The 22,420-nt window shown below is 49.9% G+C and carries 24 protein-coding genes; 21 read left to right on the forward strand and 3 right to left on the reverse strand.

The features are described 5' to 3' along the window. The 13 genes from B5F80_RS04945 (at window position 1) to B5F80_RS05005 (ending at window position 10,568) form a co-directional block, all read left to right on the forward strand. Window positions 1–417: a hypothetical protein gene (locus B5F80_RS04945; RefSeq protein ID WP_087477710.1), complete on the forward strand. Its 417-nt coding sequence runs from the start codon at window positions 1–3 to the stop codon at window positions 415–417. Window position 418: 1 nt separating this feature from the next. Then, complete coding sequence (locus B5F80_RS04950) at window positions 419–1,258, forward strand: YitT family protein (RefSeq protein ID WP_087477711.1); 840 nt, start codon at window positions 419–421, stop codon at window positions 1,256–1,258. A 189-nt stretch (window positions 1,259–1,447) separates the two neighbouring features. Continuing rightward, window positions 1,448–1,678: a PC4/YdbC family ssDNA-binding protein gene (locus tag B5F80_RS04955; RefSeq protein WP_087477712.1), complete on the forward strand. Its 231-nt coding sequence runs from the start codon at window positions 1,448–1,450 to the stop codon at window positions 1,676–1,678. A 154-nt stretch (window positions 1,679–1,832) separates the two neighbouring features. Continuing rightward, a complete protein-coding gene (gene fapR / locus B5F80_RS04960) occupies window positions 1,833–2,375 on the forward strand; it encodes a transcription factor FapR (RefSeq protein ID WP_087477713.1) in 543 nt (180 codons plus the stop codon). A gap of 12 nt (window positions 2,376–2,387) precedes the next feature. Next, window positions 2,388–3,413, forward strand: a complete 1,026-nt coding sequence (gene plsX, locus B5F80_RS04965) for a phosphate acyltransferase PlsX (RefSeq protein WP_087477714.1) — start codon at window positions 2,388–2,390, stop codon at window positions 3,411–3,413. Continuing rightward, window positions 3,397–4,398 carry a beta-ketoacyl-ACP synthase III gene (locus B5F80_RS04970; RefSeq protein ID WP_087477715.1) on the forward strand — a complete coding sequence of 334 codons (1,002 nt, stop codon included), beginning with the start codon at window positions 3,397–3,399 and terminating at the stop codon, window positions 4,396–4,398. The genes plsX and B5F80_RS04970 overlap by 17 nt, the downstream gene beginning before the upstream one ends. An 18-nt stretch (window positions 4,399–4,416) precedes the next feature. Then, a complete protein-coding gene (gene fabD, locus B5F80_RS04975) occupies window positions 4,417–5,358 on the forward strand; it encodes an ACP S-malonyltransferase (protein WP_087477716.1) in 942 nt (313 codons plus the stop codon). A gap of 1 nt (window position 5,359) precedes the next feature. After that, complete coding sequence (fabG, locus tag B5F80_RS04980) at window positions 5,360–6,103, forward strand: 3-oxoacyl-[acyl-carrier-protein] reductase (protein ID WP_087477717.1); 744 nt, start codon at window positions 5,360–5,362, stop codon at window positions 6,101–6,103. A 34-nt stretch (window positions 6,104–6,137) separates the two neighbouring features. Continuing rightward, window positions 6,138–6,383: an acyl carrier protein gene (locus B5F80_RS04985; RefSeq protein WP_059076793.1), complete on the forward strand. Its 246-nt coding sequence runs from the start codon at window positions 6,138–6,140 to the stop codon at window positions 6,381–6,383. 70 nt (window positions 6,384–6,453) lie between these two features. Then, a complete protein-coding gene (locus tag B5F80_RS04990; RefSeq protein WP_198643463.1) occupies window positions 6,454–7,410 on the forward strand; it encodes a nitronate monooxygenase in 957 nt (318 codons plus the stop codon). Between the two features lie 35 nt (window positions 7,411–7,445). Further along, complete coding sequence (fabF, locus tag B5F80_RS04995) at window positions 7,446–8,699, forward strand: beta-ketoacyl-ACP synthase II (protein WP_087477719.1); 1,254 nt, start codon at window positions 7,446–7,448, stop codon at window positions 8,697–8,699. 45 nt (window positions 8,700–8,744) lie between these two features. Further along, on the forward strand, window positions 8,745–9,455 hold the full coding sequence (gene rnc, locus B5F80_RS05000) for a ribonuclease III (RefSeq protein ID WP_087477720.1): 711 nt from the start codon (window positions 8,745–8,747) through the stop codon (window positions 9,453–9,455). Between the two features lie 45 nt (window positions 9,456–9,500). Beyond that, window positions 9,501–10,568, forward strand: coding sequence for a radical SAM protein (locus tag B5F80_RS05005; RefSeq protein WP_239386306.1), 1,068 nt, complete (start codon window positions 9,501–9,503; stop codon window positions 10,566–10,568). A gap of 85 nt (window positions 10,569–10,653) precedes the next feature. On the opposite strand, the gene B5F80_RS05010 is transcribed toward B5F80_RS05005, so the two are convergent. After that, window positions 10,654–11,469, reverse strand: coding sequence for an EFR1 family ferrodoxin (locus tag B5F80_RS05010; RefSeq protein ID WP_087477721.1), 816 nt, complete (start codon window positions 11,467–11,469; stop codon window positions 10,654–10,656). A 287-nt stretch (window positions 11,470–11,756) separates the two neighbouring features. Between B5F80_RS05010 and B5F80_RS05015 the strand changes: the two genes are divergently transcribed. The 3 genes from B5F80_RS05015 (at window position 11,757) to nhaC (ending at window position 16,034) form a co-directional block, all read left to right on the forward strand. Next, window positions 11,757–13,133, forward strand: a complete 1,377-nt coding sequence (locus B5F80_RS05015; RefSeq protein WP_087477722.1) for a pyruvate carboxylase subunit B — start codon at window positions 11,757–11,759, stop codon at window positions 13,131–13,133. 301 nt (window positions 13,134–13,434) lie between these two features. Continuing rightward, on the forward strand, window positions 13,435–14,619 hold the full coding sequence (locus B5F80_RS05020; protein ID WP_087477723.1) for an aminotransferase class I/II-fold pyridoxal phosphate-dependent enzyme: 1,185 nt from the start codon (window positions 13,435–13,437) through the stop codon (window positions 14,617–14,619). Between the two features lie 20 nt (window positions 14,620–14,639). Then, window positions 14,640–16,034: a Na+/H+ antiporter NhaC gene (nhaC, locus tag B5F80_RS05025; protein WP_087477724.1), complete on the forward strand. Its 1,395-nt coding sequence runs from the start codon at window positions 14,640–14,642 to the stop codon at window positions 16,032–16,034. A gap of 61 nt (window positions 16,035–16,095) precedes the next feature. Here the strand turns inward: nhaC and B5F80_RS05030 are convergent, their stop codons facing one another. Then, window positions 16,096–16,905, reverse strand: a complete 810-nt coding sequence (locus tag B5F80_RS05030; RefSeq protein ID WP_087477725.1) for a helix-turn-helix domain-containing protein — start codon at window positions 16,903–16,905, stop codon at window positions 16,096–16,098. 168 nt (window positions 16,906–17,073) lie between these two features. Here B5F80_RS05030 and B5F80_RS05035 point away from each other — a divergent pair, with 168 nt between their 5' ends. Beyond that, window positions 17,074–18,579, forward strand: coding sequence for a class I SAM-dependent DNA methyltransferase (locus tag B5F80_RS05035; protein ID WP_087477726.1), 1,506 nt, complete (start codon window positions 17,074–17,076; stop codon window positions 18,577–18,579). Between the two features lie 45 nt (window positions 18,580–18,624). Further along, window positions 18,625–19,155, forward strand: a complete 531-nt coding sequence (locus B5F80_RS05040; RefSeq protein ID WP_087477727.1) for a restriction endonuclease subunit S — start codon at window positions 18,625–18,627, stop codon at window positions 19,153–19,155. Here the strand turns inward: B5F80_RS05040 and B5F80_RS05045 are convergent. Then, a complete protein-coding gene (locus tag B5F80_RS05045) occupies window positions 19,152–19,697 on the reverse strand; it encodes a restriction endonuclease subunit S (protein ID WP_087477728.1) in 546 nt (181 codons plus the stop codon). The two genes, B5F80_RS05040 and B5F80_RS05045, sit on opposite strands and share 4 nt — an antisense overlap. Before the next feature lie 71 nt (window positions 19,698–19,768). Between B5F80_RS05045 and B5F80_RS05050 the strand changes: the two genes are divergently transcribed. The 3 genes from B5F80_RS05050 to B5F80_RS11260 all read left to right on the forward strand — a co-directional run bounded on the left by B5F80_RS05050 (window position 19,769) and on the right by B5F80_RS11260 (window position 22,319). After that, window positions 19,769–20,035, forward strand: a complete 267-nt coding sequence (locus B5F80_RS05050; RefSeq protein ID WP_087477729.1) for a cytoplasmic protein — start codon at window positions 19,769–19,771, stop codon at window positions 20,033–20,035. An 88-nt stretch (window positions 20,036–20,123) separates the two neighbouring features. Beyond that, window positions 20,124–21,107: a site-specific tyrosine recombinase/integron integrase gene (gene xerA, locus B5F80_RS05055; RefSeq protein ID WP_087477730.1), complete on the forward strand. Its 984-nt coding sequence runs from the start codon at window positions 20,124–20,126 to the stop codon at window positions 21,105–21,107. 15 nt (window positions 21,108–21,122) lie between these two features. Further along, complete coding sequence (locus B5F80_RS11260) at window positions 21,123–22,319, forward strand: restriction endonuclease subunit S (protein WP_239386307.1); 1,197 nt, start codon at window positions 21,123–21,125, stop codon at window positions 22,317–22,319. The last annotated feature ends 101 nt before the right edge of the window (window positions 22,320–22,420 follow it).

Consider the following 22,420-nt stretch of genomic DNA (forward strand, 5'->3'; position numbering starts at 1 on the left):
ATGATAGCTGCAATCGATCCGGGCTCGGAAAAGACGGGCGTCGCCGTGCTGGGCGGCGACGGGAGCCTGGCGGAGAAAAAAATTATCCCGACGGGAGACCTGGAAGCCTATCTGACTGAGGCGTATGGGCAGTATGGCTTTACCCATATCGTCATGGGCGACGGAACTAACCACAAGCGTCTGCAGCCCGTCGCCGAGCAGTGGATACGGCGGCAGGCCCCTGCCGTGACCTTTTCTCTCGTCGACGAGAAAAACACGACCGTCGAAGGCCGGGCTATGTATTTCAAGTATACGCCCCGCCGGGGATGGCGGCGATTCGTGCCGCTGTCGCTGCAGTATCCGCCCGAGCCGGTCGATGATTTCGTGGCCTGGATTATCGGTCTCCGTTACATTCATAGGCAAGGGGGAATAGAATGATATGACAGGATATGCATTCCGCGCCGTTGGATTAGCCCTCGGTGCTTTTATATACACCGTCGGCCTGGATATTTTTCTGGTGCCCAACCACGTTATCGACGGCGGCGTCGTCGGCCTGGCCCTGATGGCGGCCGAACTGACCGGCGTCAGCTTCAGCGTGTTTATCGTCGCGCTGAACGTTCCCTTTTTCATCATCGGCTATAAGAAAATCGGCGTCGTATTTACGATACAATCCTTATTTTCCGTACTCTGCCTGTCCGGGTGGAGCAAGTTCATTCACCATACGCCGGTGACGACGGACCCCTTTTTGTCGACTATTTACGGCGGCATTATCATCGGCCTCGGCGTAGGCCTGATTATCCGCTGGGGCGGCTCCCTCGACGGTACGGAAATACTGGCGATCATTGCCGACAAAAAAACGCCCTTTTCCGTAGGCGAAATCATCATGTTTTTCAATCTGTTCATCTTAGGCAGCTCGGGCTTCGTCTTTTCCTGGGACAGCGCCATGTACTCCCTGGTAGCTTATTTTATTGCCTATAAGATGATCGATATTGTGACGAACGGTCTCGACGAAATGAAGGGGCTGCTCATCGTGACGTCGCGGTACGACGAAATGGCCCGCTGCATGACCCAGGACATGGGCCGCGCCGTTACGCTGCTCAACGGCGAAGGGGCTTACAAGCGGGAAACGACGAAGATCTTGTACTGCGTCGTTTCGCGTCTGGAAATGACGAAGGTAAAGGACGCCGTCCGCAAGATCGACCCCAATTCCTTCATATCTATTTTTGATATCAGCGAAGCCCACGGCGGCCTGTTCAAACGGCGGACGCCTCATCATTAAGGGCGGCTCCAGTATATCAATCTGACATAACGGAGAAATAGTTATGCAAAACGATTGTGATATGGAATAACTCATTGTATACTAATAATTGACAGATGCGTTAAATTTGCTATTATAGTAGCTGATGTTTGTTTTTTTGTAAACAAAAATAATCAGAGACATGAAGTTTTGTCTTTAGGAGGGTATACAATGGCACAATTGAATTTTAACATTGAAGACGTATGCGGCACGTTGTCGGAAAATAAAGACGGCTGGCGCAAGGAGCTGACCTATATCAGCTGGAACAACCGCGCGCCGAAATTCGACCTTCGCTCGTGGGACCCGGACTACCAGGCCATGACGAAAGGCATTACGCTGACGAAGGAAGAATTGGAAAAACTGCGCGACGTTTTGAACGAATTGGATTTTGATAAATACTAAAAAGGAGTGAAGAGTATGCTTTCGACAGTTCCATTATATGAATGCTGAGAAAGCATACTTTTTGTTTTTGCTTGCAAATCTTCAGGAAACATTATATAATCTCTAGTTGTATGTACTATTAGTACTTGGTCATAAATTGCTTAAAGGTGATGAAATGGTTCGTATAGCAAGAGATAAGCGGCATGCCCTGCTGCGCAAGCGAATAGAAGAAGACCCCTTCGTGAACGACGAAGAACTGGCGGAGGAATTTTCCGTCAGCGTAGCTACTATCCGCTTGGACCGCATGGCGTTGGGGATTCCGGAAATGCGCATCCGCATCAAGCAGAAGGCGGAAGCGGCCCAGCCCCGGCAGAAGAATGCAGGCTTTGTAGGCGAACTCGTGGAATGCACCGTTGGACAGAGCGCGATTTCCATTATGACAGCGACGGAAGATATGGTCGATGAAGCGCATATCGTGCGCTCCCAATGCTTGTATGCTCAGGCCAATTCGCTGGCCCAGGCCGTGTTGCACCTGCCTGTGGCCATTACGGCCGTAGCTAATATCAAATACAAACAGCCTGTTACTGTAGGCGACAAGCTCGTCGCCGTAGCAGAAGTGATTCGCCGCCGCGATCAGAAATACTATGTATGGGTGAAAATACGGAAAAATGCGAAGGAAGTATTTCGCACAAAGTTTATCATAGAATCTTTGGAATGATGGAGCGTAAGTATGAAAATAGCTGTAGACGCTATGGGCGGCGATTATGCACCGGAAGAAGTGGTGCTGGGCGCGATTGAGGCTGTCAAATCGTATAGCCTGGACGTCGTCTTAGTAGGGGATACTAATAAAATAAAAGAAGTATTAAACCGGTACGGCGCGAAGGACAATTCGCATTTGTCCATCGTTCACGCCAGCCAGGTCATCGATATGGGAGAACATCCGGCTCAGGCAATCCGCAAAAAGAAGGACGCGTCGATTGTCGTGGCGACACAGCTGGTAAAGGACGGCGCCTGCGACGCCGTCGTAGCTCCCGGCAGTACAGGAGCCGCCGTTACGGCAGCTCTCCTGGGATTGGGCCGCATTAAGGGCATTGAACGGCCCTGCATTGCGACGCCGATTCCTTCGAAGAAGGGTATTACCGTCCTTCTCGATTCGGGTGCAAACGCCAACAGCAAACCGAAGCACTTGGTGGAAGGAGCCATTATGGGCTCGCACTATGCGAAATACATTTTGGGCGTAGGCAAGCCCACCGTCGGCCTGCTGAATATCGGCGAGGAAGCGTCGAAGGGGAACGAGTTGGCCCAGGCGACGTATCCGCTGCTGGAAAAACTGAAGACCATTTCCTTTTACGGCAACGTAGAAGGCCGCGATATTCCGAAAGGGACCGTCGACGTCGTCGTCTGCGACGGCTTCGTAGGCAACGTCATTTTGAAATTTGGCGAAGGCATGGCCATGTTTATCATCCGCTTGGTGAAGGATACGATCAAGAGCAGCGGATTTATTGCTAAATTAGGAGCTCTGGCCGTATATCCGGCCCTCCGAACCTTAAAAAAACGTCTTGATTTCACAGAGTACGGCGGCGCGCCTCTTCTCGGCGTAGACGGAAGCTTTATTATCTGCCATGGAAGCTCTAAAGCCAAGGCGATCAAAAACGCCATCCGCGTAGCGGGAGAATTGGCGCAGCAGGACGTAGTAGGCCATATTCGCAAAAGTATAGAGGAAGAAGAGGTAGAACAGTATGATAGTGAAAACTAATCCGGCCGGCATATTGGGGACAGGCCATTACGTTCCCGATAGAGTCGTGACGAATGCCGATTTAGAAAAAATCGTAGACACGTCAGACGAATGGATTCGGGAGCGGACGGGTATCCGCGAACGGCACTTTGCGCCGGAAGGCGTCAACACGTCCGATATGTGTACTATCGCCGCCAGGCAGGCCATGGAAATGGCCGGCATCACGGCGGAACAGCTGGATATGATTATCGTCTGCACGCTGACGCCGGATATGACGATTCCGTCGACGGCCTGCATCGTGCAGAAGAACCTCGGCGCCGTCAACGCCGCCGTTTTCGACTTGTACGCCGCCTGCTCGGGCTTTGCCTACGGAGCGATTACGGCGTCCCAGTACATTGAAAGCGGCATGTGCAAGTACGTCCTGGTCATCGGCGCGGAAATCCTCAGCCGTTTTATGGATATGACGGACCGCAACACCTGCGTATTGTTCGGCGACGGGGCCGGCGCGGCCGTGTTGGGGCCTGTAGAACAGGGCTACGGTATTTTAGGAGCCGACATGGGGGCCGACGGAAACGGCGGCCAGTACCTGAATATCCCGTCCAGCGGCGTGGCTATCCTGCCGACGGACGAAGCGCGGGAAAAGCACCTGACCTATATCAAGATGGACGGCAAGGAAGTGTACAAATTTGCCGTCAAGGTCATGGGAAAGACGGCGGAAAAGGCCTTGGAACGGGCCGGCTTGTCTCATGAAGACATAGACCTTCTCGTGCCTCATCAGGCCAATATCCGCATCATTACGTCGGCAGCCAAGCGGCTTCACCTGCCGATGGAAAAGGTGTTTGTCAACATAGATAAATATGCCAATACGTCAGGAGCATCCATTCCCATCGCCCTTGACGAAGCGAACCGCCAGGGACTCATGAAACACGGCGACATCGTCGTGCTGGCAGGGTTCGGCGCCGGTCTTACGTGGGCCGGATTGGCAATGAAATGGTATGCGAAATAAGGACGACGAGGTGATAATATGAAAAAAGCATTTGTATTCCCCGGACAGGGCGCGCAGAAAGTCGGCATGGTCAAGGATTTATACGAATCGTACGCCGTCGTGCGGCAGCTTTTCGAAGAAGCCGACGACGCATTAGGATTTTCTTTGACGAAGCTGTGCTTTGAAGGCCCCGATGAAGAATTGATGAAGACTTATAATACACAGCCGGCGATCCTGACGGCCAGCACGGCCTGCTGCCGCGTATTGGAACAGGAAGGCGTGACGCCGGACATCGCCGCAGGCCACAGCTTAGGCGAATATTCGGCTCTCGTAGCGGCCGGCGCCCTTTCCTTTGCCGACGCCGTGCGGACTGTACGGCTCCGCGGCCAGTTCATGCAGGAAGCCGTGCCCCTGGGAGAAGGAAGCATGGCGGCTATCATGGGCTTAGCTGAAGATAAGATTAAGGACATTTGCGCCCATATTTCCGAACAGGGCGGCGTAGTACAGGCCGTTAACTTCAACTGCCCCGGCCAGATCGTCATCGCCGGCAGCACGAAGGCCGTCGAAACGGCTGTAGACGAATTGAAAGCGGCCGGAGCGAAGCGGGCAGTCCTCCTCCACGTCAGCGCGCCCTTCCACAGCACGCTCATGGAGCCGGCGGCGAAACGCTTGGCAGAAGTGCTTGACACGATTACGATTTCCGATGCCAAGATTCCCGTCGTCGCCAACGTAAACGGCCAGATCGAAACGGCTGCGGCCGATATTAAGGCTTCCCTGGTCAAGCAGGCGGCCAGCCCCGTGCTCTGGATCGACTGCACGAAGACCATGCAGGCCTTCGGTGCCGAAGCCTTCGTAGAAGTCGGCCCCGGCAAGACGCTCTGCGGCTTTAACCGCAAGATCGACCGGGCGATTCACAGCGAAAACGTAGAAGATATACCTTCCTTACAGAAAACACTTGAATTTTTCCAGGGGGTTAGATAAAATGCTCTTAACAGATAAAACTGCCGTCGTTACGGGCGGTTCCCGCGGTATCGGCCGGGCTATTGCCGTCTCCCTTGCGGCAGAAGGCGCAAAGGTAGCCGTTATATACGCCGGCAATGCGGCGGCAGCTGAAGAAACGCTGTCCCTCATCAAAGAACAAGGCGGCGAAGCCGTCGCAATGCAGTGCGACGTCGCCGACGACGCGGCTGTTTCCGATATGATAAACGCTGTAAAGGAACAGTTCGGCTCCGTCGACATCTTGGTCAACAACGCCGGCATTACCCGCGACGGCCTCCTCATGCGCATGAAGGAAGGCGACTGGCAGGCCGTGCTGGATACGAACCTGACGGGCGTGTTCCATTGCACGAAGGCCGTAACGAAGCTGATGATGAAGCAGCGCAGCGGCGCGATCATCAATATTACGTCCGTCGTTGGACAGACGGGCAACGCCGGCCAGGCGAACTATGCGGCAGCAAAAGCCGGCATGATCGGCTTTACAAAATCCGTAGCCAAGGAACTGGCTTCGCGGGGCATCCGCGTCAACGCCGTAGCTCCGGGCTGCATCGATACGGATATGACGGCGGTATTGAGCGACGCCGTAAAAGAAGACATGCTCAAATCGATTCCCCTGGGCCGCGTCGCCCAGCCGGAAGAAGTGGCGAAGGCCGTCGTGTTCCTCGCCTCTGACAACGCAAGCTATATTACCGGCCAAGTCTTAAACGTAGACGGCGGCATGGTAATGTAAGACATATATTCCACTGAAAGGGGGTGAATTGGAAATGAGCGAAGAAGCTACTTTTGAAAAAGTAAAGAGCATCGTTGTTGAACAGCTCGGCGTTGACGAAAAAGAAGTCAAAATGGACGCTGCTTACATCGATGATTTGGGCGCTGATTCCTTGGATATCGTTGAATTGATCATGGCTTTCGAAGAAGAATTCAACATCGAAATCCCTGATGATGTTGCAGAAAAAATCAAAACTGTCAAAGATACAGTTGATTACATCGAAAAGGAAAAGAAAGCGTAAGTACGCAATAGGGCCGGATGGGGAAGCCGTGGCGCTTCCCCTGATGGTGTCTTGATTGGAGGAAAACAGAGTGAAGCTGCCAGAATTAAGAATAGGTAAGCTCGTAGCAAAGGTGCCAATCGTCCAGGGCGGCATGGCAATTCGATTGTCCACAGCCCGATTGGCCGCAGCAGTAGCCAACGAAGGCGGTATTGGCCTTATTGCGGCTTCTGGCATGCCCTTTGATGAATTAAGGTATGAAATACGCTTAGCCAGAAAACTGGCTCCAACTGGAATCATAGGCATAAACGTAATGGTCGCGGCCCGCGAATTCAAAGGCATCGTGACCACTGCAATTGAAGAAGGAATAGACCTGGTTGTAGCAGGAGCAGGCTTTTCCCGGGACATGTTCGCCTGGGGAAAAGACAGCGGTACGCCTATTGTGCCCATCGTATCTTCTGCTAAACTAGCTAAAATATCCCAAACCCTGGGTGCTGCTGCCGTCGTCGTAGAGGGGGCAGAAGCAGGCGGGCATCTGGGAACCAACCGCTCGAGCCGGCTCATCGTGCCGGAAGTGCGGAAAGCCGTCGATATTCCCGTCATCGGCGCAGGCGGCGTTCTTCACGGAGAAGACATTGCCGAAATGCTGCGCTTAGGCGCCGACGGCGTTCAGATGGGAAGCCGGTTTGCCGCCAGCGTGGAATCCAACGGCGCTGACGAATTGAAAAAGGTATATCTGCGGGCCAACAGCCCTGAAGATTTTATATTGGTGCATAGTCCAGTCGGCCTTCCGGGGCAGGCAATCCGGACGCCCTTTTCCGAACGAATTCTTCTCGGTACGGCGCCGGCGCCGGATCACTGCGATCAGTGCCTGAAAAAATGCAGCCATAAGTACTGCATTATCCGCGCCCTCACGAGAGCGCAGCAAGGCGACGTCGAAACGGGCTTGGTGTTCTCCGGCAGGAGAATGCAGGAAATCCATGACATTCTGCCGGTAAAAGACATATTTGCATATCTTAAACGTGAAATGGATGAAATTCCCGATTGATTCACGGTTTGATTTTTGATGATGAGGTGAAAATATTGGAAAAACGTGTAGTGATTACAGGCGTCGGCGTCATTTCCCCCGTAGGCATGGGTAAGGATGAATTTTGGAACGCGCTGCTCAGCGGCAAAAATGGAATCGGTCCTATCACTCATTTTGACGCGACGGAATACGGCGCGCGCATTGCCGGCGAAGTCAAAGATTTTGACCCTGCTGCTTTCGGCATCGATAAGAAGGAAGCTCGCCACATGGATCCGTCTACGCAGTACGCCGTAGCGGCCGCTAAATTGGCGCTCGAAGATTCTAAGATGAATTTGGACGAAGAAGACCGCGACCGCATCGGCACGATCGTCGGCACGGGCATCGGCGGCATGGAAACCCTCCACAACCTGTATAAGGGCTTGTTTGCCAAGGGACCGTCCCGCGTCAACCCCTTTGTCGTACCGAAGATGATTGCCAACATGGCGTCCGGCCAGGTTTCCATTACCTTCGGCCTTAAAGGCCACTGCGCTAGTGTCGTAACGGCTTGTGCGACAGGCGCTAACTCCATCGGCGACGCCTTCCGCATGATTCAGCGCGGCGAACTCGACGCAGCCGTAGCCGGCGGTACGGAGGCCGCCGTATCTCCCGGCGCCGTAGCGGGCTTTGCCGCTATGAAGGCTTTGAGCACGCGCAACGACGACCCGGCTCATGCGTCCCGTCCCTTTGACAAAGACCGCGACGGCTTCGTCATGGGCGAAGGCGCAGGCATTGTCGTATTGGAAGAATTAGAACATGCTAAGAAGCGCGGCGCCCATATTTACTGCGAAATCAGCGGTTATGGCAGCAACGCCGACGCATACCATATTACGGCTCCCGGCCCGGAAGGCATCCAGCAGTCCAAATGCATAGAGTTGGCGATTAAAGATGCCGGCCTCCTGCCGAACGACGTCGATTACGTCAACGCTCACGGCACGTCGACGCACTTGAACGACTTGAACGAAACGAAGGCCGTTTCCCGCGTATTCGGCGATCATGCCAAAGATCTCCTCATGAGCTCGACGAAGTCCATGACGGGCCATCTCCTCGGCGCAGCCGGCGCCGTAGAAGCCATCGTCTGCGCCTTGACGATTGAAACGGGCAAGGTCCATCCGACGATCAACTTGGCGGAAATCGACGACGAACTGAAAGAATTCGGCTTGAATTACGTGCCGAATGAAGCTGTAGACGCCGATGTCAACGTGGCGATTTCCAACTCCTTCGGGTTCGGCGGCCACAACGCGACGCTGCTGTTCAGAAAATATGTAGACTAAGCGTCGATATGCGAAATACAAAATAGATTAGAGAAGATCATGTGAATGGATACAGGTAGAAAAAAGCAGTTAGAAAAATTCATTGACGTTTTAGGACTTTCCTCTTTTCATAATCTGTTGATTTTGGACCAGGCTCTGACACACTCATCCTATGCCAATGAAAATAAGGCAAAACACGGTTATTACAATGAACGGCTGGAATTTTTGGGAGATGCGATTCTCGACTTGGTAGTCGGCGAATATCTTTTCCTGCAATATCCCCACATGCCGGAAGGCGAATTATCGAAAGCGCGGGCCAGCGTCGTCAGCGAAGCGCCGCTGGCTGCCGTATGCGCTACCTTCGACATGGGGGACTACATTCTTCTGGGAAAAGGAGAATTGGCGTCGGGCGGCCGCAAGCGAGCCAGCATACTGGCAGACGCGTTTGAAGCCGTCGTCGGCGCTATTTACATTGATTCGTCTTATGAAGAAGCGCGCAAATTTATTCTGCATCAGTTAAAAGATTATTTATCCCTCGTTGCCAGCGGCGATTACGGAAAAGATTACAAGACGCTGTTCCAGGAATTTGTCCAGCGCGACGGTGAGCAGAAAATCACGTACGTTCTGCGCCGGGAAGAAGGCCCCGACCACGATAAGACCTTTTACATGGAGGTCATCGTAGCCGGCAAGGTTCTCGGCGAAGGCTCCGGCAAGACCAAAAAGGATGCGGAACAGCATGCCGCTCACGAAGCTCTGAAACGATTACATGCAATATAGAAAGGATGCGGCTCAGCCCATCCTTTTTTTTTTGTTTGAGGTATTATGGTGAAAACATCGATTATTCCTATCTTCATTCCGCATATCGGCTGTCCCTACCGCTGCGTGTTCTGCAACCAGTGGCGCATTACAGGGAGGCGCGGCGTACCCGACGGCAATGCCGTGGCTCGGACGATTAAAGAATACGTGACGAGCGCGGCTGAAGAAAGGCATTGGGAGGTCGCTTTTTACGGCGGCAGCTTTACGGCCATTCCAGCGGCCTTGCAGGAGGAACTGCTGACTCCGGCTCGTGAAGCCCTGCAGGAGGGGCGCATACAGGCGATTCGCTGCTCGACGCGGCCTGACTGCATTGACGAGGAAATATTGTCTCGGTTGAAGCGGTACGGCCTGTCCACTGTCGAATTAGGCGTTCAGTCCATGGACGACATCGTATTGGCTAAGGCCAAGCGGGGCCATACGGCACAGGACGTCGTAACGGCGACGGCGCTGCTGCGGGAGAACAGCTTTACTGTCGGACATCAGCTCATGCCGGGCCTGCCCAGCGAGGATTGGGACAGCCTGCGGGACACGACGGCGGCGATTTGCCGCTTACGGCCCGACATAGCCCGCATCTATCCCGTCGTCGTCCTTGCCGATACGGAGCTGGCCGACATGTACCGGCAGGGGGACTATACGCCTTTGTCCGTTCACGAAGGGGTTTTGCGGGCCGCTTACATGAAGCAGGCCTTTCTCGAAGCGGGCATCCAGTGCATCCGCACGGGCCTGCAGGCGACGGAAGACCTGGACGACCCGGCTCAGGTACTGGCAGGCGCGTATGCGCCGGCTATGGGCGAAATGGTCGATACGCGGCGGTATTGCCGTCAGATGTTTGCCGTCCTGGACTGTCTGGGAGATACGGGCCAGGTCGTCGTAGAGTATAATCGCCGCGATACGTCGCGCGTGCGGGGATATAAAAATACTACTGTCAAAAAAGGGAGGAACCGCTATTCCTTTGCCATACAATGGAAGGAATCGGACGCCTTACTGCCAGGCGTCGTAGCCGTTTCCGCCGGAAGACGGAAGATATACATCGAAGCGGATACCGGCAGGGTCAAAGAGGGCAGTGTAATCTGAAGGGCCTGGAGAATAAAAAATACCGATATGCAATAGGCAGGCAAGCCTTGCATATCGGTATTTTTACGTCGCTGAAGAGGTAGTGTTAGATGAACGTTTCTGGCTCAGCACGGCGGGCGTACGTTTCTTCCAACTGTTTCTTATGGAACAAATACGTTTCGTCGTCGTAGTAGCGTGCGCCGACGGGACAGGCCTTGACGCAGGCGCAGCATTTGACACAGAACGTCGTGTACGTATGGCAGTCCGGCGCGATGGAGCCGAGAGGACAGACACTGACGCAGACGCCGCAGTTGGTGCAGGCGTCGCTGACCTTCGGGAAGACCTTGGTAATGGTCTTATGAGAGCCGTCGGCCTTCTGCGGCACCATGTACGGCCGATAGGGGACGTTACCCTTGACCGGCACGGGCGTGCGGTATCTGTCGTTGGAAATCGTGCTGGCTACGACCTGGGCGAAGCTGCGGGCCTTGTTGAGGTCCTGGCTGTCGGGACGGCCCTGGCCGAGGGTGCGGGAGAAGGAATGCTCGCCGATGAACGCGCCGCCGGCGACGGTGTGGATGTGGGCCTTTTCCATGATATCGCGGAGCTCGATGAGGGCGTCGTCGTAGTTGCGGTTGCCGTATACGACGATGGGAATGCCCATGGATCCGTTTCCTTCTGTCTGCGCCAGGTATTTCAGCATGAAGTTGGGCACGCGGCCGGCGTAGACCGGCATGCCGAGGATGACCAATGAGCCTTCAGGAAACACAAGCGGTTCCGTTCGTTCGCCCGGCAGGGTAAAGCTGCGGCTTTCGTGGGGAATGCCTAGCGTGCGGCTCAGCTCTTGGGCAATGGTCTCGCAGACGGTTTTCGTCGTGTTCGTCGGGCTGAAATAGGCGGTAATGATACGTGCGCATGTTGTCATAATAAAACCCCTTTCGCTGTGAGTATGGATAATGGCAGTTGGAATAACACCCCTGTCGACGCCATGATTGTATAGTATAAGTGTACCACATTATGAGAATAAATACAGCCGTATACTGGCAGGAGAATGACTTTTTTAGATTGCCGCCGAAGAAATTTTTCTGATTTTCTTGATAAAATATGGTATAATAAAAAGTAATTGCAATTATAATTATATGCTAAGTTGCATACGCACAGGCTTGAAACAAGCCGATACTACATAGAGATTACTAAACGGAGGATAGTGATATGGCTAGAGTAAAAATAACGGAAACGGTACTGCGGGACGGTCATCAGTCCATCGCGGCGACGCGCATGCGCCTGAGCCAGATGCAGCCTGTATTGGAAGCGATGGACGAAGTAGGGTACGGCGCCTTGGAATGCTGGGGCGGCGCGACCTTCGATACGTGCATGCGCTTTTTGGACGAAGACCCGTGGGAACGGCTGCGGACGATTAAGAAATACGTCAAAAAGACGCCCCTGCAAATGCTGCTCCGCGGCCAGAATATCTTAGGATACCGCCATTACGCCGACGACGTCGTGTATGAATTTGTTAACAGAGCTGTAGACAATGGCATCGACATTATCCGCGTCTTCGACGCCCTCAACGATTCCCGCAACATGGAATCAGCCATCCGGGCTGCGAAGGACACGAAGTCTGTCCACGTTCAGGGCGCTATCGTCTATACGATCAGCCCGATTCACACCATGGAATCCTTTACAAAAGGCGCTCTGGAGCTGCAGCGCATGGGCGTCGACTCCCTGTGCATCAAGGACATGTCGGGGCTGTTGTCCCCCTATGACGCGTACAATCTCGTGCGCATGCTGAAAAAGCACTTGTCCATACCGATCGAGCTGCACACGCACTGCACCTGCGGCTTCGGCGAAATGACCTACATGAAGGCTATCGAAGCCGGCGTAGATATTATCGACACGGCCTTGTCGCCCTTTGGCGAAGTGACGAGCCAGCCGCCGACAGAATCGGTCGTCATGTCCCTGCAGAACACGATTTACGATACGGGCATCGACGTCGAACGGCTCTGGCCCTTGACGGAGCACTTCAAACAGGTCCGTAAGGAGCTGGCCGACGAATTCAACCTGACTATGCCCAGCCAGATCAATCCGGCTGTCCGCAAGTACCAGATTCCCGGCGGCATGCTGACGAACCTGTACAACCAGCTGAAAGGGCAGGGCGCAGAAGACCGCTTTGACGAAGTGCTGGCGGAAATGCCGAACGTGCGCCGCGATTTGGGCTATCCGCCCCTCGTGACGCCGACGAGCCAGATTACCGGCTCGGCCGCTGCGCTCAATGTCCTGTACGGCCGCTATAAGATCGTGACCAACGAAGTGCGGGACATCGTCCGCGGCAAGTACGGCCGCGTTCCCGGTGAAATCACGGAAGAATTCCGCAAGATGTGCATCGGCGACGAACCGGTCATCAGCCACCGTCCGGCCGACGATTTGGAGCCGGAGCTGGAAAAGGCCAAGAAGGCCCTGGCCGACGAAGGTTTCCCCGACGCTACGCCGGAAGACGTCTTAGGCTACGCCATCTTCCCGGAAGTAGCCCTGCCGTTCTTCAAAAAACGCCGCGACATGCAAAAGCGCAGCACTGCGGCGCAGGGATAATTACATATGCTAGTAAACACCTGACGAGCTGTTTGTCAGGTGTTTTTTATATGCCTCACTGCAAAGTTTATTGCCTAGTATAACCTTGGATCCTTTCCTTTTGCCGTGTGCACGGAATAGAAACAATTTCCGTCCCTTTGTCCGACTCTGTTGTCCTTCTGGCATAGATAGCATCACATTTTCCTGTATTTTTTTGCCGAAATATATTGACATTATGCTCTACTTCAATGGTATGATACGGTCATAGCAAAGAGTGCAGTCATTACAGGTGTATACTATCTAGTTGTCAGGAGGAATTGACATGGAACGAAACATGAACAGAGATACGGAAATTATCATGCAGGGAGCGGAAGTAAAGGGGACGCTGAGCACGCCGGAAGTCCTGCCCATTTACTTGACGACGGCTTTTCACGGCGGAGCCGATTTAGACGAACTGAACGAATACTACGCCGTCAAAGGCTACACGTACAACCGCATCCGAAATCCAAACCGTAATGCCCTGGCCGAACTGGTCACCTATCTGGAAGGGGGCGAAGCGTCCATGATCTGCAGCTCTGGTATGGGGGCGATTACGACGACGCTCCTGTCCCTAGCCGACGCCGGCGACCATATCCTGGCCAACAGCAATTTGTACGGCGAAACGCTGGAAATTCTGGACGTCATCAAGCGCTACGGCATCGAATCGACGTGCGTTGACTTTACCGATATAGAAGCTGTACGGAAGGCCGTGCAGGCGAATACGAAGATCGTCTATACGGAAGTCATTTCCAATCCGACCATGGCCGTCGTAGACGTAGAGGCCGTGGCCCGTATCGCCCACAACTGCGGCGCTAAGCTCGTCGTAGACAATACGTTCACGACGTCGACGGTCATTAAGCCGATTGATTTCGGTGCAGATGTGACGATCAACAGCCTGACTAAATTCATGAACGGCCACAGCGACATCGTCGGCGGCTCGGCTACGGCGTCGAAGGAGGTCATCGACAAGGCCTGCAAGCTGCAGGCTCTGCTGGGATGCACTCTCGACCCGTTTTCGTCCTATTTATGCGAACGGAGCCTGCGAACCCTTGACCTGCGCATGGAACGGCAGCTGAAAAACGCCGAAGCTCTGGCGAAAGCCCTCGACGAGCATCCTCACGTGCTGAAGGTCAACCATCCCAGCTTGCCGTCCCATCCCCAGCATGATATTGCCAAGCGGTTATTTTCCAAGGGATACGGCGCCATGCTCAGCTTTGAAATGCCCGAAGACCGGGAAAAAATCAACGCCTTCATGCGCCGCCTGCACATCGCCAAATACGCCATGACCTTGGGCGGCTATGCGACGACCCTGTCCTATCCCATCTTGTCGTCCCATGCGTCCGTTCCCAGGGACATACGCCTGAAAATGGGCATTACAGACGGCTTGATGCGCGTGTCCGTCGGCCTGGAAGACGCCCAGGACTTGATTGCCGACTTTACGCAGGCGCTGAGCGTCTTTGAAGAATAAGGCGGCGAGGAGGAATTACTATGTCAACGTATCGAAATATGACCGTCGGCCTGGCCCTCATTCCCATCATCACGCTGATTATCAGCTTAGTCATCGCGCTGAATTTTCTGGGTGCAGGCCCCCATATCCCTCTGGTCTTTTCGACGGCCATTGCCTGTCTCGTAGCCTTAAAGGCCGGGTACAAATGGGACGATATTGAAAAATTTATGCTCGAAACTATGTCCGACGGCTTGCAGGCTTTGGTCATCTTGCTCATCGTCGGTATCTTGATCGGCACATGGATCATATCGGGCGTCGTACCGACGATGATTTACTACGGCCTGCTCATCATTTCGCCTACGGTATTTCTGGCTATGTCCTACGTCCTCACGTCTATCGTAGCCTTTGCCACGGGGAGCTCGTGGAGCACCGCCGGCACCGTCGGCATTGCCCTGGTCGGCATCGGCCAGGCCATGAATATCCCCTTGGAAATGGTCGCTGGGACCGTCGTTGCCGGAGCCTATTTCGGCGATAAGATGTCGCCCCTGTCCGATACGACCAATCTCGGCGCGGCTATCAGCGGGGCCCAGCTCTTCGAGCACATCAAGCACGTCGTCTATCCCCTCGTTCCCAGCTTTATCATCACCTTGGTCCTCTATGCCGTCCTGGGCTTTCAATACGGCGGCGCAAGCATTGACAACGAAGGCATCGATGCAATTTTGAACGGATTATCCCGTATCTTCGTCATCAATCCCATCATGCTCATTCCGCCTCTCGTCGTCATCGTGTCGGTGATCAAGAAAATGCCGGCTATTCCCGGCCTGTTCATCAGCGCCTTTATTGCGGCCCTGCTGGCTATGGGCATACAAGGCGCCAGCCTGTCCGACGTCATCAGCGTGGCCTTTTCCGGCTACGAATCCCATTCCGGCTCGGAAGTCATCGACAGCCTGCTGAGCCGCGGCGGCATGGTCAGCATGGGCTCTATCATCGCCTTGGTCCTCGTAGCCATGGGCTTCGGCGGCATCATCCAGAAGTCGGGGATGCTGCCCCTGCTGCTGGATAAGGTTCTGACCATTGCCAAGGGTGTAGGCGGCCTCATTTGCGCGACTGTGCTGACCGGCGTCATCGCCGAAATGCTCATGGGAAGCCAGTATCTGTCGGTCATCGTAACGGGCAGTATGTATAAGGATCGCTACGCCGAAAAGGGCCTGGCTCCGAAAAATCTGTCCCGCTGCGTCGTCAACTCCGGCTGTACCGTCAGCCCCCTCGTGCCGTGGAGCAACTGCGGCGCTTTCATGGCGGCGACGCTGGGCGTCGCGACCTTATCCTACGCGCCCTTTGCCTTCTCGTGCTATTTGACGCCTATTATTTCCATTATTATCGGCTTCATCGGCTTTACGATCGAACGCATCCCGCCGGCGCAGCCTGAGTCTTAATACTGATAGGAAAGAAGCCCCGCATATCTGACTATGCTGTCGGATATGCGGGGCTGTTTCCTTATGGTGAGATACGCACCTGTACCTCGTAGGTACAATGCTGAAATTCATAAAAATTGTCTTCGTATTCATCGGCGACGACTAGGTGGGAAGAAGGGTTGCCTTCGAAATACGTCTTGAACCAGGTATTGCTGCAAGTTTCCGACAAAAGCCTGACGCGGAAGCAGAAATATTCCCCGCCCGGTATTTCCTGAATATAGGGATGGGAAAAGTCTGGCTTTTCTTTGATGTACATAAAGTAATACAAGGCGGATATTTCATTCTGCAGTAGCCGATGAAAGTCCAAGATGTAGCCGTTTTGGCGGAGCATGGCAAGCTGCTTGAAGGGCTCCTTGCTCTGCGCCTCCGTCAGCCTGTAGCCTGCCGCGCCGTATATAGGCTCTCCCGGATAAATCGGCGCGGCGAGAACATAGCGGGTTTCCATGGTCTTTTTGAAGGGAATATCGGGAAAGGCATTTTCCTTTAAATAATTGTAATACGACACGTACCAGTCTATCGTATCGACTGTGTCCTGCAACGCTGCAATTTTTCGCTGCAGCTTTTCTTTATGCTGCGTCAGCAGCACTGTCAGCCGTTCCGTGCCGCCGCCGTCCAAGGCTGTGCGGATTTCCGTCAGAGGCAGACCCAGCTTTTGCAGGTACTTAATGCGCTCGATGTAATGAATCTGGTCGTACGTATACTGGCGATACCCGTTCTGCTCGTTGACCTTCGCCGGCCGGCAAAGACCTATCTTGTCGTAATACCGCAAGGTCTGCGTAGAAATATCGAGAAGAGATGACACCTCGCCGATATAATAGTATTTTTCTTTCATAGATAGCTCCGTCCTTTACAATCGTTGATTTTATTATAGAAAATGTAAGAAGAATTGTATAGATACATGTGTTATGCGAGAAACTAATGCATTAAAAAGGAATAATGTGTATACTATAAGTATCATGGATTACCAGAATGTATAATTTGAAATGAAAGAGGAATGACTATGGCTAATAAAAATAGCGCAAATATTGGATTTGAAGAAAAAATTTGGAACGCAGCTTGCGTATTGCGCGGTAATATTGACGCGTCGGAATATAAATCTGTCGTATTAGGGCTTATTTTTTTGAAATATATTTCTGATTGTTTTGAGAAAAAATATAATGAATTGGTCGAAGAAGGTGCGGGATTTGAAGAAGACAGAGATGAATATATTTCGGAAAATATCTTCTTTGTTCCTGAAAACGCTCGTTGGAACGTCATTTCTGCGGCAGCCCACAAGGAAACAATCGGCGTCGTTATAGACGAAGCCATGAAAAGCATAGAAAAAGAGAATAAGAAGTTAAAAGGCATATTGCCTAAGAATTTTGCCCGTCCTGAATTAGATAAAAGGCGTTTAGGCGACGTAGTAGATTTATTTTCCAATGTAAAAATGGTAGATTCTGGAAATGAAAAAGATATTTTAGGCAGGACGTACGAATATTGCCTAGCTAAGTTTGCAGAACAAGAAGGGAAACTAGCCGGGGAGTTTTATACGCCGGCCTGTGTGGTCAAAACATTGGTCGAAGTACTACAGCCTTTTAACGGACGAGTGTACGATCCTTGCTGCGGTTCGGGCGGCATGTTTGTCCAATCGGCAAAATTTATCGAAAATCATGGCGGAAATATTAATAAAATATCTGTCTATGGACAGGATTCTAATCCGACAACGTGGAAAATGGCGCAGATGAACTTGGCTATTCGCGGTATTGAAGCGGATTTGGGGAGATTTAGTGCAGATACGTTTTTTAACGACTGCCACCCGCAGTTAAAAGCGGATTTTATAATGGCAAATCCTCCCTTTAATCTTTCTGATTGGGGCGTTGATAAATTGCGCGACGACGTTCGTTGGAAATACGGCGTACCGCCGGCAGGAAACGCTAACTTTGCCTGGCTTCAGCACATGATTTGGCATTTAGCGCCTAACGGCCGTATCGGCATGGTATTGGCAAACGGCTCGTTATCCTCTCAATCTGGCGGCGAAGGAGAAATCCGGAAACGGATCATTGAAGACGACTTAGTAGATTGTATAGTCGCCATGCCGGGGCAGCTGTTTTATACGACGCAGATTCCCGTATCTCTATGGTTTCTATCTAAAAACAAGAAGCAAAAAGGGAAAACGCTGTTTATCGATGCCAGAGACATGGGGAGCTTAGTTACGAGAAAACTTCGGGAATTGGACGATACCAAGGATATCAAAAAGATTGCCGATACGTATCATGCCTTTGTCGACGGTACGTTGAAGGATGAGAAAGGCTTTTGTGCTGTCGTAACGACGGAGGATATTGCGGAGCAAGATTATATTTTGACACCCGGACGGTATGTGGGGATTAAAGAGCTGGAAGAAGATACAGAACCTTTTGAAAAAAAAATGGCACGGCTTACGAAGGAATTGTCTGAATTATTTAAAGAGTCCCATAGATTAGAGGAAGAGATTAAGAAACAATTAGGAACGATTGGATATGATATATGATTTTTTGTGAATAGACTGTAGTATAAAAAATAAGGAGATAATATTTTGCGATTAAAAGATATTTGTGAAATAAATAAAAAAACATATTCTGTTAAGGGAAAATGGCCAGTAATTTATTACCTTGATACCCAAAATATTAATAAAGGTCAAATTAATGAAGTAAAGAGATATAATACGGAATGGGAAAAAATGCCAAGTCGGGCAAAACGCAAAGTGAGTAAAAATGACATTCTGTATTCAATGGTAAGACCAAATCAACACCATTATGGGATCATTCAATCAGAGAAAGAAAATTTTCTGGTTTCAACAGGATTTGCTGTAATTACTGTGAATGAAAATATAGCTGATCCTTATTTTATTTATTATTTTCTTACACAAGCGCAAGTTATAGAATATTTGCAAAATATTGCAGAACAAAGTACTTCAACGTATCCTGCAATTAAACCATCAGATATTGAAGAACTTGCAATAGATTTGCCTGATTTAGAAAAACAAAAGAGAATAGGTAAGTTTTTGAGATCTATTGATGAAACAATAAATGTAAAGAAAAACATAAACGATAATTTAACAGCTTAGAACTGAATGTTAGAGATATCAATCTCGCCAGACATCAGCCGTGGTAGCAAAGCATCGCGTATACTACACAATGTCCTAGATTGTTCATCATTTTTCTGTATTTCGTTATACATTGGAGAAACAATTTCTTCAAATGCTTTAAGAGCTGAATCAGTTGGAATGACAACCTCCATTGCATTAAGGATAGCGGTCGTCATGCTCGGAACAGCAGAACCAGCGTTCATAGAGGTAAGATCTTTTGATTTGACAAAATGGTAGACATACTTTGCAACATTGGGTAAGCGCATTTCAGTATAGAACATAGTATCAACAGACCAAAACGGCTGACTGACATAGATGACATTATTGAGTGTACCTTTTCTCGGTATTAGAACTGATTCTTTATTATAGAGAGGCCGTTCTACATGACGCATTATACCTCCAGAACCATATACTGGAAATCGTCCATCAGTTAATTTTTTATGATCTTTACCATATTTAATTGAAACAAGGTCAGAAAGATGTCCAATTTTCCATAACGGATCAGCATTAGTAATAAACATGGATGAATATATTGTTTGGGCCTGTTGTTGTAAATTATCGTTAATCTTACATTATGGTAAAAGGAGTTAAGATGAAATTCCCCAATAGTGAACTAGATATTTCAAATGCCCATAAATATGCATTTCAAAATAAACCTTATCTTTTACATGATAGTAGATGTGGCTGTTACCATTGTTTAAAAATTTTTTCTCCCATTGAAATTACTAGGTATGCTGATGATAACAGTATAGGTACAGCTATATGCCCTTATTGCGGTGTGGATGCTGTTATTGGAGAAAGTTCTGGACTACCTATTACTAAAACGTTTTTAGAAAAAATGCACAATAAGTGGTTTTGATGTAAAAAATCTCTCAACAGCGGTGAGAGAATTAGTAAAAGAACTGCCGCTGCTCGTCGTTCTCTTATCACTGAAAGGAGATATGACGATGAAAGAACAATTGATTTGTGAGATCCAGCAGAAGATGTTGCCCTATCTTAATAACGAACAACTACTTCAGCTAAAAATTGTGCTGAATCAAGCATTTTACGGGGTAACCGTCAATGCAGAAGAAATAAGAGCGGCAGTAGACGAATTCAATACCGTAGAATTATTTGTTTCAGCTAAACGCATTGAAGGATGTTCGGAAAAAACATTGACGTATTATAGCAAGACAATTGACGTTATGCTGGAAACTATCGGCAAAACAGTGCAGCAAATAACGACAGAAGATTTGCGAAAATATTTGATTGCATATCAAGTAGAGCGAGGTTCCAGTAAGGTCACGATTGACAATATTCGCCGTATTTTATCAAGCTTTTTTTCGTGGCTTGAAGACGAAGATTATATAATCAAAAGCCCTATCCGACGGATTCATAAGGTGAAAACGGCAAAAATTGTCAAAGACACGTATAGCGATGAAGCGCTGGAGCTTATGCGTGATAACTGTACGAATCTGCGGGATTTAGCTCTTGTCGATTTATTGGCTTCGTCAGGAATGCGCGTAGGCGAGTTGGTGTTGCTAAATAGGGATGATATAGATTTTAATGAGCGGGAATGTGTCGTTTGCGGAAAGGGAAATAAAGAACGGCTGGTGTATTTTGACGCTAGGACGAAAATTCATTTGCAAAATTATTTACAAAGTCGCACAGATGAGAATCCTGCATTATTTGTGTCTTTGAAAATACCTCATAGTCGCCTTATGATTGGCGGCGTAGAAGCCTGCTTGAGACGATTAGGACAACGAATACACCTTACAAAGGTACATCCTCATAAATTCCGGCGTACCTTTGCGACGACAGCGATAGATAAAGGTATGCCAATAGAGCAAGTACAACACTTGCTAGGACATCAGAAAATTGATACGACGTTGCATTATGCTATGGTGAAACAACAGAATGTAAAACTAGCACATAGAAAGTATATTGGGTAGGAAGGTGAATACTTGATGGAATGGATAGAGACAACTCTAGGTGATATTGGAAAAGTTGTAGGAGGAGCAACGCCACCGACTAAGCATGAGGAATATTATGGAGGAAAAATAGCGTGGATTACTCCTAAAGATCTATCCTCATTTAAAGGTAGATATATTTCATTTGGTGAAAGAAGTATTACGGAAAAAGGGCTTGCTTCTTGCTCTGCACAAATGGTGCCGTCTAATACAATTCTATTTACTTCACGAGCTCCCATCGGTTATATTGCCATTGCTAAGCAAAGTCTTTGTACGAATCAAGGATTCAAAAGTATCATCCCTTATGAATGTATTGACCCGTTATTTTTATATTATCTTTTGAAATACAATAAAGATCGAATTGAATCAATGGGAAGTGGGACAACCTTTAAGGAAATTTCTGGAAAAACAATGAAATCTATTCGAGTTTATATTCCTCGTAAGATTGAAGATCAAAAAAGAATTTCGGCTATCCTTGATAGATTAGACGGCAAAATTGAATGCAACGCAGAGATAAACGATAATTTAGAGCAGCAATCTGCCGCTATATTTTCGGATTGGCTTGAAACATATGCCACATCATCCAGAGAAGTTACTTTAGACGAAGTATGTATCAAAGTAACTGATGGTTCACATTTTAGTCCTAAAGATGATCCTACTTCCTCCATTCCCATGCTTTCAGTCAAAGATATGAATGAGTATGATTTTAACTTTACCTCGTGTAAGCACATAAGCGAAGAAGATTATCAAAAAATGGAAGCTAATGATTGTGTTCCAAAAGTAAATGATATTCTTGTTGCAAAAGACGGCAGCTATCTGAAAGAGATTTTTGTCTGCAACGAGAGGAGAAAACTTGCCGTTCTCTCGTCTATTGCAATTTTTCGTCCAAATCCAGAAGTCATCTACACTGAAATACTACTTGCCTTTTTGAAGAGTCCGCATGTGTTGCAGGAGGTACGAGATAATTATGTGTCCGGATCTGCTCTACCTCGCATAGTGTTGAAAGACTTCAAAAAGCTAAAGTTTTCATTACCTGATATGCAAGCTCAATCTGATATCGCCGATGTTATGATTGCATACAGAAAAAAGATTGCACTAAATATTCAAGAAAATCAGAGACTTGAAGCCATGCGAGACGCTCTCTTACCAAGGCTCATGTCTGGCAAGATTGATGTCTCTGCCGTTCAGCTCTAAGCCACTAAATTATCGTTTTTCTCTTGTTTTAGTAGGATATTGCGCACTTAATATAGAAACCATACTTTATAAAGAATTTATTTCAATCTAAAGGAATGCAG

The sequence above is a fragment of the Megasphaera sp. An286 genome, from assembly GCF_002163455.1.
Lineage (GTDB): Bacteria > Bacillota > Negativicutes > Veillonellales > Megasphaeraceae > Megasphaera > Megasphaera stantonii.